This window comes from Micromonospora cremea (assembly GCF_900143515.1).
Lineage (GTDB): Bacteria > Actinomycetota > Actinomycetes > Mycobacteriales > Micromonosporaceae > Micromonospora > Micromonospora cremea.
On record NZ_FSQT01000002.1, the window covers coordinates 965,888 to 979,659 of the forward strand.

A 13,772-nucleotide genomic window follows, 5' to 3' on the forward strand; every position below is an offset into this window, starting at 1 on the left:
GAGCTCCCGTCCTCGGTGGTCGGGCGGGCCGGCCGGAACGCCGGCCCGCGCTGGCGTGCTACGAACTCAGAACAGGGCGCTGGCCAGGGCCCGGCGTGCCGAGGCGACCGCCGGATCATCCGGGCCGGCGATGGTGAACAGCGAGACCAGGTGCTGGCGTACCGTCTCGCGGTCCTCGCCGGCGGTGCGCCGAACCAGGCCGACGAGCCGGGCGTACGCCTGCTCGGCCAGGCCGCTGAGCACCTCGATGTCGGCGGCCAGCAGTTGGGCCGCCACGTCGTCGGGGGCGCTCTCGGCGGCGGCCAGCGCGGTTGCCGGGTCGGCGCCGGCAACCCGGCGGGCCACCCCGACCTGGGCCAGGCCCGCCTCGGCGGCGGCGTCCGCCGGGCTGTCGGCCAGGATCTTGCGGTACGCCCGCTCGGCTGCGTCCAGATCGCCGCTCATCAGCGCGTCGTCCGCCTCGTCGAGGCGGGGGTCCTCCGGCTCTGCGACGGCCACGCCCCCGGCCTTCAGCACGGCCTGGATCCACTGGCGCAACTGCGCCTCGGGCACCACGCCGGAGAAGGCGTCGATCGGCTGGCCGCCAACCACCGCGTAGACCATGGGGATGCCCTGGACCCGGAACATCTGGGCGATCCGGGGGTTTTCCTGCACGTCGACCCGGGCCAGGACCCACGTGCCGCCGCTCTCGGCGGCCAGCCGCTCCAACACCGGGGCGAACTCGTCGCTCTCCGGGAAGCCGGCCGCGCCGAAGAAGACGATGACGGGCATGGCCATCGACCGCTCGAGCACGTCGGACTGGATGGTCGCCTCGGTGACGTCGACGATGGCGGCGTTACCGGCGGCGGTGGGCGCGCCGGGATTGCCGGCGGACGGGCCGCCCTGCGGGGGTGTGCCGGGGCGGGTACTGGCTGGTGCGGGGCCGCGCAGCGTGCTGAGGTCGACCGCGCCGCGGGTGAAGATCGACGAGGTGATCCGTGGGTCGCTCATGGTTACCTAGTCTCGCACGTGAGCCCGCGATCTCCGCTCACCCGCAACTGGGACGTTGCAACTCTCACCCACACCGACCCCGCACCGCCCCGCACCGCCCCCAACCCCCGTGATCATGCACTTTCTGTCCTCGAGACGCGGCATCTGCGGCATCTGTCGGGGCAGCAGGTGCAAGATCGACGGGGGTTGGGGGGACGGGGGGACGGGGGTTGGGGGTTAGAAGCGGGCGGGTTCTCGGTAGGTGCCCCACTCGGCGCGGAGGGCGTCGCAGATCTCGCCGAGGGTGGCCTCGGCGCGGACGGCGTCCAGCATGGCGGGGATCATGTTCTGGTCGGTGCGACTGACGTCGACCATCCGGGCGATCGCCGCGCGGACCGCGGACTCGTCCCGGGCGCTCTTGCGCTCGGCGAGCACCCGGCGCTGCTCCAGCTCCACCTCGTGCGAGATGCGCAGGATCTCCAGCTCCTTGGCGACCGTGCCGGTGTGGCAGTTGACGCCGACGATCTTCTTGTCGCCCTTCTCCAGCGCCTGCTGGTAGACGAAGGCCGACTCGGCGATGTGCCCGGTGAACCAGCCGTCCTCGATGCCGCGCAGGATGCCGGAGGTCATCGGGCCGATCTGGTGCGGGCCCTCCCCACCGAGCTGCCGGATCCGGGCGAAGATCTCCTCCGCCTCTGCCTCGATCTTGTCGGTCAGCGCCTCCACGTACCAGGAGCCGCCGAGCGGGTCGGCCACGTTGACCACGCCGGTCTCCTCCATCAGCACCTGCTGGGTACGCAGGGCGATCTCGGCCGACTCGTCGGTGGGCAGTGCCAGGGTCTCGTCCAGCGCGTTGGTGTGCAGCGAGTTGGTCCCGCCGAGCACCGCGGCCAACGCCTCGACGGCGGTGCGTACGACGTTGTTGACCGGCTGCTGGGCGGTCAGCGACACCCCGGCGGTCTGCGTGTGGAACCGCAGCCAGAGGGCCTTCTCGCTGGTCGCCCCGTAGACGTCGCGCAGCCAACGGGCCCAGATCCGCCGGGCGGCGCGGAACTTGGCGATCTCCTCGAAGAAGTCGAGGTGCGAGTCGAAGAAGAAGCTGAGCCCCGGCGCGAAGACGTTGACGTCCAGCCCGCGGCTCAAGCCCAGCTCCACGTAGCCGAATCCGTCGGCCAGGGTGTACGCCAACTCCTGCGCGGCGGTCGAGCCGGCCTCGCGGATGTGGTAGCCGGAGACCGACAGCGGCTTGTAGCGCGGGATCTCCCGGGCGCAGTACTCCATCAGGTCGCCGATCAGGCGCAGGTGCGGCTCGGGGTCGAACAGCCACTCCTTCTGCGCGATGTATTCCTTGAAGATGTCGGTCTGCAGGGTGCCGTCCAGTTTGGACAGGTCGGCGCCCTGCCGCTCGGCGGCCACCAGGTACATGCAGAACACCGGCACGGCCGGCCCGGAGATGGTCATCGAGGTGGTGACGCCGGCCAGGTCGATGCCGTCGAAGAGCGCCGCCATGTCGGTGGCGGTGTCGATGGCGACGCCGCAGTGGCCGACCTCACCGAGCGCCTGCGGGTCGTCGGAGTCGCGCCCCATCAGGGTCGGCATGTCGAACGCGACCGAGAGGCCACCGCCGCCCGCGCCGAGGATCATCTTGTAGCGCTCGTTGGTCTGCTGGGCGTTGCCGAAGCCGGCGAACTGCCGGATCGTCCAGGTCCGACCGCGGTAGCCGGTCGGATACAGACCCCGGGTGTACGGGTACTCGCCCGGCCAGCCGATCCGCTCGAACCCCGGGTAGGCGGCACCCTCGGGCGGCCCGTAGACCGGTTCGACCGGCATCCCGGAGAGCGTGGTGAAGTCCGCGTCCCGCTTGCGCGCGGAGTCGTACCGGGCCTGCCAGCGTGCCCGTCCGGCGGCGATCTCGTCGGCGTCCATGCGCAGGGCTCCTCCTCGGTCCTCGACTGCACGTCGAGTGTAGAGCCCTTGCCTGAACGATCGCTAAGTCACGTCGTACCGGCGGGTAACCTGAGCTGCCCCGACGGTCAGGCGGTCGGCGTCGCCGGCCCGCCCATCGCCACGTCGTCGACCCGGATGTTGACCTCGTCCACCCGCAGCCCGTAGGCCTCGACCGCCTCGGTGACCCGGGCCCGCACCTGCCCGGTGATCTCCGGCACCGGCTGGCCGGCCTGAATGACCAGCACCAGGTTGACCACGGCCGCGTCCCCGGTCACGTGCGCCGAGCAGCCCCGCCGGGCATCGCCCACCTGGTCCAGCCCGACCCGGTCGAGGACCGAGTTGAAGAACCGGGCGACGTCCCCGCCCAGCTCGGCCACCCCGGGGACCGCGCGGGCCGCCGCGACGGCGATCTTCTCGACCACCTCGTCGGAGACCTGCGTCGTGCCGCCAGCCACCGCCGGCACCGTGGTCAGCTCCCGCGTCGCCTCGTCGCTCACGTCCCGCTCCCCGCTCTCATCCACGCTGCCGTCCTCCGGCCGCACGCGAACCACCCCGCGCGTCCGCGAGCCTACTGCCTCGTCGATCTAGGGACTATCGTCGCTTGTGGAGATCAACTCACGACGATGCGCCCTAGATCGACGGGAGCGGCGGCGGGGGGCGGGGGGCCGGGGGCGGGACGGGGCGGGGGGGTTAGCGGGCTAGCTGGGATAGCAGGCGGTTTGCGGCTGCGTAGGGGTCCTGGGCGCCTTCGGCGACCTTGGCGGCCAGCGTCTGCAGCTCGGTGCCGTCGCGTAGGGAGCCGATGCGGGCGCGGAGCACACCGAGCGCGATGGCCTCGATCTCGGCGGCGGCCCGCGCCTCCTGGCGGCGGCGCAGCTCACCGTGTTCGACCAGCCAGCCACGATGTTTGTCGATGGCGGCGGCGATGTCGTCGATGCCCTCACCACGCGCCGCGACCGAGCGGACCACCTGCGGTCGCCACTGCCCCGGGCCGCGCTCACCGAGGGCGATCATGCCCTGGATGTCGCGGACGGTGGCGTCGACGCCGTCGCGGTCGGCCTTGTTGACCACGAACACGTCGGCGATCTCCAGGATGCCGGCCTTGACCGCCTGGATCGCGTCACCCATGCCGGGGGCGAGCAGCACCAGCGTGGTGTCGGCCAGCGAGGCGACCTCCACCTCGGCCTGCCCGACGCCGACGGTCTCCACCAGCACCACGTCGCAGCCGGCGCCCTCCAGCACCCGGACCGCCTGCGGTGTCGCCGCGGCCAGCCCGCCGAGGTGCCCGCGGCTGGACATTGACCGGATGTAGACGCCCGGGTCGGTGGCGTGGTCCTGCATCCGCACCCGGTCGCCGAGGATCGCTCCGCCGGTGAACGGGCTGGACGGATCGACCGCCAGCACGCCGACCCGGTGCCCACGCGCCCGCAGCGCGCGGACCAGCTCGTTGGTGGTGGTCGACTTGCCCACCCCGGGTGAACCCGTCAGCCCCACCACCTGGGCCTGCCCGGCGTACGGCGCCAGGGCGGCGGCGATCTCCGGCAGCAGCTCGTCGCCGTTCTCCACCAGCGTGATCAGTCGGGCCACCGCGCGGGGGTCACCCGCGCGGGCCCGCTCGACCAGCAGCGGTACGTCCCGGCTCCGGCGCACCGACGGTGCGCCGGCCGCCGGAACGTGCTCGACCGCTTCGCTCACTGGTTGGTCTCAGCCTTTCCCGGAACGTGGATGATCAGGGCGTCCCCCTGGCCGCCGCCGCCGCAGAGCGCCGCCGCGCCGGTGCCGCCGCCGCGCCGCTTCAACTCCAGCGCGAGGGTGAGCACCAGCCGGGCTCCGGACATGCCGATCGGGTGCCCCAGCGCGATCGCTCCGCCGTTGACGTTGACCTTGTCCGGGCTGATGCCCAGGTCACGGGTGGACTGGATGCCGACCTGGGCGAACGCCTCGTTGATCTCGATGAGGTCCAGGTCCTCGACGCTCAGGCCGCCCTTCTTCAGGGCGTGGTTGATCGCGTTGGACGGCTGCGAGTGCAGGGAGTTGTCCGGGCCCGCCACGTTGCCGTGCGCGCCGATCTCGGCCAGCCAGGTCAGCCCCAGCTCCTTGGCCTTCGCCATGCTCATCACGACCACCGCGGCGGCGCCGTCGGAGATCGGCGAGGAGCTGCCGGCGGTGATGGTGCCGTCCTTGGTGAACGCGGGACGCAGCTTGGCCAGCGACTCGACGGTGGTGTCCGGGCGGATGCCCTCGTCCTCGCTGATCACCAGCGGGTCGCCCTTGCGCTGTGGGATCACCACGGGGGCGATCTCGTCCGCGAAGTGGCCGTTCTTCTGGGCGGCGGCGGCCCGCTGGTGGCTGGCCGCGGCGAAGGCGTCCTGCTCCTCGCGGGAGATGCCGTGCCTGGTGCCGAGCCGCTCGGTGGACTCACCCATCGAGCAGCAGTCCCAGGCGTCGCTGAGCCCGTCGTGGGCCATGTGGTCCTTGACCACCACGTCGCCGTACTTGTAGCCCGAGCGCTGGCCGAGCAGCAGGTGCGGGGCGTTGGTCATCGACTCCATGCCGCCGGCCACCACGATGTCGAACTCGCCGGCCCGGATGAGCTGGTCGGCCAGGGCGATCGCGTCCAGGCCGGAGAGGCACACCTTGTTGATGGTCAGCGCCGGCACGGACATCGGCACGCCGGCCTCGACCGCCGCCTGCCGGGCCGGGATCTGGCCGGCGCCGGCCTGCAACACCTGCCCCATGATCACGTACTGGACCTGGTCCGGGCTGACGCCGGCGCGCTCCAGCGCCGCCTTGATCGCGATCCCGCCGAGCTTCGTGGCCGGGAGGTCCTTGAGGTTGCCCAGCAGCCGCCCCATCGGGGTCCGCGCGCCGCTGACGATCACCGAAGCCATGCCTGCCTCCGAGGGGGGTGCCGAGCTGTACGCCTTAACGATTGTTCGGCCAGACTAGCGCCATGGCTGAGAACTCCCCCGCCGAGCCCGGTGCGGACTACGTCACAGACATCGGGCTTCGCAAGATTGACCACGTCGGGATCGCCGTGGCCGACCTGGACGCCGCGATCGACTTCTACCAGCGGACGTTCGGGATGCGCTGCGTGCACATTGAAACCAACGCTGAGCAGGGCGTCCGGGAAGCGATGCTGGCCGTCGGGCCGACCGCCGAGGGCGGCTGCGTGCAGTTGCTCGCCCCGCTCACCCCGGAGTCGACGATCGCCAAGTTCCTGGACCGCAACGGGCCGGGCGTGCAGCAGGTCGCGTACACCGTGGTGGACATCGACGTGGCCTGCGCCGCGCTGCGGGCGCGCGGGATGCGGCTGCTCTACGACGCACCGCGGCGCGGCACCGCGGACTCCCGGATCAACTTCGTGCACCCGAAGGACGCCGGCGGCGTCCTGGTCGAACTGGTCGAACCCGCCGCCACCCACTGACCGCCCCGGCACGCCGCTCGCCGGCGGCTCTGATCGACACCCGGATCGCCGATGTGGCGGTGTCCAGACGCCCTGGACACCGCCACATCGGCGAGATGGAGTCGATCAAGTGTCGGGGCCGAAAAACGGCGCGCGAGCACGTGAGTGCGCGGTTGGCGGGACGGCCGGACACCTTCACGCATCGGCGGATGCAGTTTTTCACAGAGGACTTCCCGGCCTAGCTACCGTTCAGTAACGTCCCGGCCCACAGGAGCGCGACCGGTGCCGGATGTGTCGAATGCCGACATGGCGGTCGTGCCCACCGGCGCCGACGATGGCAGCACCCGGGCCCGTGCGGGTGCGGACGAACCGGAGGTCACCGTGCAGGACATCCTCGAAGCGATCATGGCGGCGGAGGAATCGAGCGATCCGGACCGCGAGCTCGCCGGCGTCGCCGGGCTGCCCGTTCCGGAGAGCTATCGGGGCGTGGTCGTCCGCGCCGTAGAGGCCCGGATGTTCGACGGCATGGCCACCCGGGACAAGGACCCCCGCAAGGCGCTGCACGTGCAGGAGGTGCCGACGCCGGAGCTCGGACCGGGCGAGGCGCTGGTCGCGGTGATGGCCAGCGCGATCAACTACAACACGGTGTGGACCAGCATCTTCGAGCCGGTGTCCACCTTCAAGTTCCTCCAGCGCTACGGCCGGGTCTCCGAGCTGACCCGCCGGCACGACCTGCCGTACCACGTGGTCGGCTCGGACGCGGCCGGCGTGGTGCTGCGCACCGGCCCCGGGGTGACCCGGTGGGCCGCCGGCGACGAGGTGGTCGCGCACTGCCTCTCCGTCGAGCTGGAGGACGCGGCCGGGCACGACGACACCATGCTCGACCCGCAGCAGCGGATCTGGGGCTTCGAGACCAACTTCGGCGGGCTGGCCGAGCTGGCCGTGGTCAAGGCCAATCAGCTGATGCCCAAGCCCCGGCACCTGACCTGGGAGGAGGCGGCCAGCCCGGGGCTGGTGAACTCCACCGCGTACCGGCAGCTCGTCTCGCACCACGGGGCCAACATGAAGCAGGGCGACGTGGTGCTGATCTGGGGCGCCTCCGGCGGCCTCGGCGGGTACGCCACCCAGATGGCGCTGAACGGCGGGGCGATCCCGGTCTGCGTCGTCTCCTCGCCGGAGAAGGCCGAGCTGTGCCGCCGGATGGGCGCGGAGCTGGTCATCGACCGGGCGGCGGAGGGCTTCCGGTTCTGGAAGGACGAGGAGACCCAGGACCCGGACGAGTGGAAGCGCCTGGGTGAGCGGATCCGCGAGCTGACCGGGGGCGAGGACCCGGACATCGTCTTCGAGCACCCGGGCCGGGAGACCTTCGGCGCGAGCGTCTACGTGGCCCGGCGCGGCGGCACCATCGTCACCTGCGCCTCCACCAGCGGCTTCCAGCACCAGTACGACAACCGCTACCTGTGGATGCACCTCAAGCGGATCGTCGGCAGCCACTTCGCGAACTACCACGAGGCCTGGCAGGCCAACCGCCTGGTCGCGCTCGGCAAGGTGCACCCCACGGTGTCCCGCACCTACGCCCTGGAGCAGACCGGGCAGGCGGCGTATGAGGTGCACCGCAACGCTCATCAGGGCAAGGTCGGCGTGCGCTGCCTTGCCCCCACGGACGGACTGGGCGTGCGCGACGGGGAGCTGCGGGCCAGGCACGAGGACGCGATCAACCGGTTCCGGGGGCACTGACCGGGCCGCCGGCCGGACGGCGAGCACCGGACGGCCAATGCGGTGAACGGCCATTGTTCTTCCAACGCCAATTGCGGGATACCCACCCGGATCGAACAAAGGGCCACGGGACGTCCCGTGGCCCTTTTCCGCGTCACGCTGCGTGGCGTCCGACCCGCCCGGGACCTGCCAAGATCGCCCATTGGTCCGGGCTCGTCGAGCGCGGAAGTTGACCATGTAAAGAGGACACGAAAGCTGCGCACCGCTCTTGCGAAGCACCCTGGGGCGTCTGCCAGTATGTCCCAATGCCCCAGCAGCAGTCCTCCCCTCTCGCGTTCTTCGATAACGCGAACTCGCAGCCAGATTTCACCGTTGGCCTGCGCGGATACAACACCCACCAGGTCGACGACTTCATCGGCCGGATGACGGCCGCGCTGACCCAGTCCGAGCAGGCCCGCGCCGAGGCCGAGCAGCGGATGAACGACGCCCAGCGTCGGCTCCGCCAAGCCGAACAGCGCATGAGTGCGCTGGAGCAGAAGCTCACCGACACGAACAAGCAGCTCGAGGAGAACAGCCGGCCCACCCTCTCCGGGCTCGGCACCCGCGTCGAGCAGATCCTCCGGCTCGCGGAGGAGCAGGCCAACGACCACCGCAACGAGGCCAAGCGCGAGTCGGAGGGCATCCTCTCCGCCGCCCGCCTCGAGGCTCGTGAGATCACCGACAAGGCCCGCGCCGAGGCCGCCGCGATGAAGGCCAGCGCCGAGCGCGAGGCCGGCAACCTGCGCACCGCCGCCGAGCGCGAGGCCGCCGAGGTCCGGGTGCAGGCCCGCCGCGAGGCCGACACGCTGCGCGCCGACGCCGACCGCGAGACCAAGCAGCTGCGTACCGTCACCGCGCACGAGGTGGCCGAGCTGAAGTCGACCGTGGAGCGGGAGGTGGCCACCCTCCGGGCCACCGCCGAGCGCGAGATCACTCAGCAGCGCGCCAAGGCGGCCCGTGAGGCCGAGGAGAAGCGCGCCGAGGCGACCAAGCTGCTCACCGACGCGCGGGACAAGCGCGACAAGGACCTCCAGGCCCTGGAGCTCCAGCTGGCCGAGCGGCGCGAGAAGTCCGAGCGCGAGGAGTCCGAGCGGCACGCCGCCCAGGTGGCGCAGACCCAGAAGATGGTCAGCGAAGCCGAGCAGCGGGCCCGGGCCGCGCAGGAGCGCGCCAAGGAGATCGAGCAGCGCGCCGAGGCCCGCCGGGTCGAGTCGGAGCGCAGCGCCAACGAGACGATCGACAAGGCCAAGGCGCTGTCCGAGAAGACGCTCAACGAGGCCAAGGCCGAGTCGCAGCGCCTGCTCACCGAGGCCCGCACCGAGGCGGAGCTGACCACCCAGGCCGCCCGCCGCGAGGTCGAGGACCTCACCCGGCAGAAGGACGCGGTCACCTCGCAGCTCGGTCAGATGCTCTCCGGGCTCGCCGGCATCGTCCCCGGCGTTCCGGCGGCGAAGCCGGAAGCCAAGCCGGAGGCCAAGAAGGCTGACGGCGGTCAGGAGCGGGTGACCGCGGAGACCGCCGGCTGACGCGAGGCGTCAGGTCGGGGCATCGACGGCGCGAGGTGACACCGGGTGACCGGTGTGACCTCGCGCCGTATGCGTTTCCCACCCCTTGACATCCCGGTCTGCGAACCAAGTGAAGTAGGTCCCACAAGGGGCGTCCGTATCGCCCCAGCAGGGCCCGATGCGTGTGAGGATGGGGGCATGTCGCACGGCGAGGAACTGTTCGCACTCGGCGGGGACGTGACCACGGAGCCCAGCTTCGAGTCCGCTCTGCGGGGTTACGAGAAACGACAGGTCGACCGGTACGTGGCGCGTGCGGAGCACGAGATCGCCACCCTCGCCGCCGAACGGGAACAGGCGTACACACAGATCCACAAGCTCGCCGGCCAGGTCGAAGTGCTCCAGCGGGATCTCGCCCAGGTGCGCAAACAGATGAACGTGGTGGACCGCGCCTCGTTCCGGCACCTCGGCCCCCGCGTCGAGTCGATCCTCACCCTCGCCGAGGAGCAGGCGGAGCAGATCCTGTCCGCGGCGCACGAAGAGATCGAGGCCCGCCGCGCCGCCGCCGAGCACATCATCGAGGAGGCCCGCGAGCAGGCCGCCCGGGCATTGAAGGATTTCGAGATCGCCCTCGCCGCGCGACGCGCGGAGGAGGAGCGGCACAGCGCCGCCCTACGCACCGAGGCGGAGTCGACCCTGCGGTCGGCTAAGGACGAGTCGGCGAAGCTGCGCAAGACGGCGCAGGACGCGCTGGCGAAGGCCCAGCAGGAGGCCACCCAGCTGCGGGACACCGCCAAGGAGATCCACACCCGGGCCCAGCAGGAGTCCACAAAGCTGCGCGAGACGGCCCGCGAGGCGCTGGCCACCGCCCGGCAGGAGGCCAGCGAGCTGCGCGAGGCCGCCAAGGAGGTGCACGCCAAGGCCCTTCAGGAGGCCAAGCGGCTCACCGACACCGCGACCGAGGCCGGCCGGGCCACCCACGCGAAGGCGCAGCGGGAGGCCAAGCAGATCATCGACGATGCGTCGATGGCCGGACGGGCCACCCGGGCGAAGGCCCAGCAGGAGGCGGAGCGGGTGGTCACGCAGGCCACCGAGTCGGCCAAGCGCAGCCGGGCCGAGACCGAGTCGTACGTGCAGCGGATGCGGAGCGAGACCGAGGCGTACGTGCAGCACGCGCGGGCGCAGACCCAGCAGGAGCTGGGCGCCTGGCGGGCCGGGGTGGAGCAGGAGGTCAACTCCCGACGGGAGACGGCCGACCGGGAGCTGGCCCAGCGGCGGTCCGCCGCCGAGCAGGAGTTCGCCAAGCGCCGCGACGACCTGGAAAAGCAGTACAAGTCCCGCCTGCAGGAGCTGGAGACCGGGTTCACCAGTCGTCAGCAGGAGCTGGAGAGCACCTTCAGCGGCCGCCAGCAGGAGCTGGAGACGGGCTTCACCACCCGTCGCGACCAGCTGGAGACCGAGTACACCAGCCGCAAGAACGAGATCGAGCAGGGTGCCGCAGCGATCCGCCAGGCGGCCGAGCAGGATGCGCTGACCATGCGCGTACGGGCCGAGGAGGAGGCCGCCGAGCTGTTGAGCCGGGCCGAGACCGAGGCGGGCGGCAAGCGCCGCAAGGCGGACGAGCACGTCGCGGCCTCCCGCCGCCAGTTCGAGGAGTACGCGGCCACCACGCAGCAGCACCTGGCCACCACCCAGCAGCATCTGGCGGCCACCCAGCAGGAGGCGGCGGCCGGCCGGCAGCAGCTCGCCCAGGTGATGCTGGAGATCGCCCAGGCCCAGCAGCAGCTCGCCGACCTGCGGCAGGAGACCTGGAAGTCCCGGCAGGAGTCCGACGAGCTCCAACGGCAGGTCGCCGAGCTGCGGTTGCAGAGCGCCACCGTTCCGGTCGCCAGCGACGGCCCGCCCACCAGTCCCGCGCCCGCCGCAGCGGCCACCAAGGCCGCGCCGGCCAGGATGGCGAACGACGCGACAGCGGGAGCCGGAGCAGCTACGACGGCGAGCGGTGCGGCAGCCGCCGGAGCCGGCACGGCCAACGGGGTCAAGGCCGACGCCGCCGACGCCGGGCGGCCCGCCGAGGTCGGAAAGCCGGCCGACTCCGGGAAGCCGGCCGACTCCGGGGCGGAGCCGGCGAAGGACGCCGGGCAGACCAGGGCCCGGCCGGTGGCCGAGCCGGTGACGACTGTCGACGGCGGAGCGGCCAGCGCCGGGGTGGACGGCGAGCCGACCGTGGCCGCTGTCCCGGGCGCGGGCGGCCGGGGCGCCAAGCCGACCAAGATCACCAGCGCTGGCGAGAACGGCAAGCGGCCCTCCAAGCCGACCACCGACGAGCGCAGCGCCAAGCCCAGCAAGGTCACCGTCGAGAAGGACTGACCGACAGGGGTGTCACCCTGCCCCCGCGCACGAGGCACGACAATCTTGGACAGTTTCCGTTCCCGATGAACGGAAACTGTCCAAGATCTGCATGCCGGAGCCGGGCGTCAGATCATGGCTCGGTGGCGGGCGGGTCGATGACCGGGCGGCGGAACGGGCCCCACGCCACGAAGCGTTCGAACAGCTCCCGTGGCGTCGGGCCGTCGTAGGGGTTGAGCTGGTACAGGTCGTGTGCCGCCTCGTGATAGAGCCCGGCCAGGTAGATGGTCAGGGCCGCCGGGTCCGCGTCGAACTCCGCCTTGAGCAGCAGCCGGGCCTCCGCACACGGCCACGGCCGGCCGTCGGCCCGGCAGCACCACATCGGCCGCAGCGGAGTGTGCGGCGTCCGGTCACCGCAGGGTCGGGGATGGGCGGGGTACGGCCCGAGCCGCGGCTGTGGCAGCCCGGCCAGCGGCGTACGGGCGCGGCGCGGTAGGCCGGAGTCCGGCGGGCAGCCAGCGGACGACCTCGGTGCCATTCCGGCGGTCAGGGACCGTCCGAGGGGGCCGGCACGGCTGGAGCTGGGCATGGGGTACCTCCTCGACTGGGGCCGGGGCCGCGCGCCGCCGGGTGACGGCGGCCCGGCGCGGTGGGACCGGGGTGACCGGCAGCAGATCCGGTACGTGACAGTCTGCTGATCACACCGCTACGGTCGGAAGGCGTCGGCGCTCGCGGAGGCGTGACTGCGTCGATGGCGGGATCCGCCGGGCGGGCCGGTGGAGACGACCTGCGAGCTGCGGAGGCACTGTGGAAGGTGACGCCGCGCCGACGGCCGACATGATCCGCGCTCAACTGCGCCGGCTGCGAACCGCTGCCGGGATGAGCCAAGAGGAGTTCGGCCGGCTGGTGCACTACTCCGGCTCGATGGTGTCGGCGCTGGAGCTGGGTCAGCGTCCGCTGGACCGGCTCTTCCTGGCCCGGGCCGACGAGGTGCTGGCCACCGGCGGCCTGCTGGTCTACCTGCTCAAGCTCGCCGAGCGGGACGGCCAGCCGAGCTGGTTCCGGCCCTGGCTGGACGCCGAGCGCAGCGCCCGCCAGCTGCGCTGCTTCCAGCCGACGCTGATCCCCGGCCTGCTCCAGACCGAAAACTACGCCCGCGCGGTCATTCGTTGCGACGACATGCTCAGCGACGACGAGGTGGAGCGTCGGGTGCACGCCCGGCTGGACCGACAGTCGCTGCTGGTCCAGCCGGAACCGCCGCAGTTCATCGCAGTCGTCGACGAGTTGGTGCTGCGGCGTGCCGGGGAGGACGTCCGGGGGCTGATGGTCGAGCAGATCACTCATCTGGTCGCCAGCCTGGAACGGCCGCACGTCAGCTTGCACATCATTCCGGCCGAGGTCGGGCTGCACGTAGGCCTGTCGGGGCCGTTCAATCTGGCCCGGGGCGCGGACGGTGGTTGGGTGGGGCACATGGAGCACCAGATTGACGGCCTGGTGGTCGATGGCGACGATGAGGTGGCTACGCTGCTGGCTCGCTGGGAGATGATCAGGAATGGTGCCCTGTCCCGCCGGCAGTCGATCGAGCTGATGAAGGAAGTTGTGACCTCATGGACCTGACCGACGCCCGGTGGCGGACGTCCAGCCGGAGCGGCAACGGAGAGTGCGTCGAGGTGGCGGACAATCTGCCCGGGGTGGTGGGCGTGCGGGACAGCAAGGACCCGGCCGGTCCGGTGCTGGTGTTCGCGCCGGCGGCCTGGCGGGCGTTCGTGGCCGTCGCCCGTCGCCCCACCGTCTGACCGGGAGGTCCCTGGTGCCGCAGCACGACCCGCCGGCCGACGATCCGG

12 protein-coding genes are annotated in these 13,772 nt (G+C 71.8%); 6 read left to right on the forward strand and 6 right to left on the reverse strand.

The window, feature by feature from the left end:
• Positions 1 to 66 precede the first annotated feature (66 nt).
• The 5 genes from BUS84_RS17790 to BUS84_RS17810 form a co-directional block, all read right to left on the reverse strand.
• A complete protein-coding gene (locus tag BUS84_RS17790; protein ID WP_074313989.1) occupies positions 67 to 990 on the reverse strand; it encodes a tetratricopeptide repeat protein in 924 nt (307 codons plus the stop codon).
• Between the two features lie 216 nt (positions 991 to 1,206).
• Positions 1,207 to 2,895, reverse strand: a complete 1,689-nt coding sequence (icmA, locus tag BUS84_RS17795) for a coenzyme B12-dependent isobutyryl-CoA mutase large subunit (protein WP_074313990.1) — start codon at positions 2,893 to 2,895, stop codon at positions 1,207 to 1,209.
• Between the two features lie 107 nt (positions 2,896 to 3,002).
• Positions 3,003 to 3,413, reverse strand: a complete 411-nt coding sequence (locus BUS84_RS17800) for an Asp23/Gls24 family envelope stress response protein (RefSeq protein WP_074318894.1) — start codon at positions 3,411 to 3,413, stop codon at positions 3,003 to 3,005.
• A 193-nt stretch (positions 3,414 to 3,606) separates the two neighbouring features.
• The gene (gene meaB / locus BUS84_RS17805) at positions 3,607 to 4,611 is read right to left on the reverse strand and encodes a methylmalonyl Co-A mutase-associated GTPase MeaB (RefSeq protein WP_074313992.1); all 1,005 of its coding nucleotides are present in this window, start codon (positions 4,609 to 4,611) and stop codon (positions 3,607 to 3,609) included.
• Positions 4,608 to 5,807 (reverse strand): acetyl-CoA C-acetyltransferase, encoded by a 1,200-nt coding sequence (locus BUS84_RS17810; RefSeq protein WP_074313994.1) that lies wholly within the window; start codon positions 5,805 to 5,807, stop codon positions 4,608 to 4,610. Before BUS84_RS17810 ends, meaB begins: the two co-directional genes overlap by 4 nt.
• Before the next feature lie 62 nt (positions 5,808 to 5,869).
• Between BUS84_RS17810 and mce the strand changes: the two genes are divergently transcribed.
• From mce to BUS84_RS17830, 4 genes are all read left to right on the forward strand, one after another.
• Positions 5,870 to 6,343 carry a methylmalonyl-CoA epimerase gene (gene mce, locus BUS84_RS17815; protein WP_074313996.1) on the forward strand — a complete coding sequence of 158 codons (474 nt, stop codon included), beginning with the start codon at positions 5,870 to 5,872 and terminating at the stop codon, positions 6,341 to 6,343.
• Positions 6,344 to 6,703: 360 nt separating this feature from the next.
• Positions 6,704 to 8,059, forward strand: coding sequence for a crotonyl-CoA carboxylase/reductase (gene ccrA / locus BUS84_RS17820; protein ID WP_074318895.1), 1,356 nt, complete (start codon positions 6,704 to 6,706; stop codon positions 8,057 to 8,059).
• Positions 8,060 to 8,343: 284 nt separating this feature from the next.
• Positions 8,344 to 9,603: a cell division protein DivIVA gene (locus BUS84_RS17825; protein WP_074313998.1), complete on the forward strand. Its 1,260-nt coding sequence runs from the start codon at positions 8,344 to 8,346 to the stop codon at positions 9,601 to 9,603.
• A 177-nt stretch (positions 9,604 to 9,780) separates the two neighbouring features.
• Positions 9,781 to 11,949: a coiled-coil domain-containing protein gene (locus BUS84_RS17830; RefSeq protein ID WP_074314000.1), complete on the forward strand. Its 2,169-nt coding sequence runs from the start codon at positions 9,781 to 9,783 to the stop codon at positions 11,947 to 11,949.
• A gap of 112 nt (positions 11,950 to 12,061) precedes the next feature.
• On the opposite strand, the gene BUS84_RS17835 is transcribed toward BUS84_RS17830, so the two are convergent.
• Positions 12,062 to 12,466: a hypothetical protein gene (locus tag BUS84_RS17835; RefSeq protein WP_425293493.1), complete on the reverse strand. Its 405-nt coding sequence runs from the start codon at positions 12,464 to 12,466 to the stop codon at positions 12,062 to 12,064.
• Between the two features lie 299 nt (positions 12,467 to 12,765).
• On the opposite strand from BUS84_RS17835, the gene BUS84_RS17840 reads away from it, so the two are divergent.
• Both BUS84_RS17840 and BUS84_RS17845 read left to right on the forward strand, forming a co-directional pair.
• Positions 12,766 to 13,545: a helix-turn-helix domain-containing protein gene (locus tag BUS84_RS17840; RefSeq protein ID WP_074318897.1), complete on the forward strand. Its 780-nt coding sequence runs from the start codon at positions 12,766 to 12,768 to the stop codon at positions 13,543 to 13,545.
• Complete coding sequence (locus BUS84_RS17845; protein ID WP_074314002.1) at positions 13,536 to 13,724, forward strand: DUF397 domain-containing protein; 189 nt, start codon at positions 13,536 to 13,538, stop codon at positions 13,722 to 13,724. The genes BUS84_RS17840 and BUS84_RS17845 overlap by 10 nt, the downstream gene beginning before the upstream one ends.
• The last annotated feature ends 48 nt before the right edge of the window (positions 13,725 to 13,772 follow it).

What these genes read in the sequence shown, in the direction of transcription:
- BUS84_RS17840 (WP_074318897.1), top strand. Translation starts at nt 12,766, where the DNA reads ATGATCCGCGCTCAACTGCGCCGGCTGCGAACCGCTGCCGGGATGAGC.
- BUS84_RS17825 (WP_074313998.1), top strand. Translation starts at nt 8,344, where the DNA reads ATGCCCCAGCAGCAGTCCTCCCCTCTCGCGTTCTTCGATAACGCGAAC.
- BUS84_RS17830 (WP_074314000.1), top strand. Translation starts at nt 9,781, where the DNA reads ATGTCGCACGGCGAGGAACTGTTCGCACTCGGCGGGGACGTGACCACG.
- mce (WP_074313996.1), top strand. Translation starts at nt 5,870, where the DNA reads ATGGCTGAGAACTCCCCCGCCGAGCCCGGTGCGGACTACGTCACAGAC.
- BUS84_RS17835 (WP_425293493.1), bottom strand. Translation starts at nt 12,466, where the DNA reads ATGGCACCGAGGTCGTCCGCTGGCTGCCCGCCGGACTCCGGCCTACCG.
- BUS84_RS17790 (WP_074313989.1), bottom strand. Translation starts at nt 990, where the DNA reads ATGAGCGACCCACGGATCACCTCGTCGATCTTCACCCGCGGCGCGGTC.
- icmA (WP_074313990.1), bottom strand. Translation starts at nt 2,895, where the DNA reads ATGGACGCCGACGAGATCGCCGCCGGACGGGCACGCTGGCAGGCCCGG.
- BUS84_RS17845 (WP_074314002.1), top strand. Translation starts at nt 13,536, where the DNA reads ATGGACCTGACCGACGCCCGGTGGCGGACGTCCAGCCGGAGCGGCAAC.
- BUS84_RS17810 (WP_074313994.1), bottom strand. Translation starts at nt 5,807, where the DNA reads ATGGCTTCGGTGATCGTCAGCGGCGCGCGGACCCCGATGGGGCGGCTG.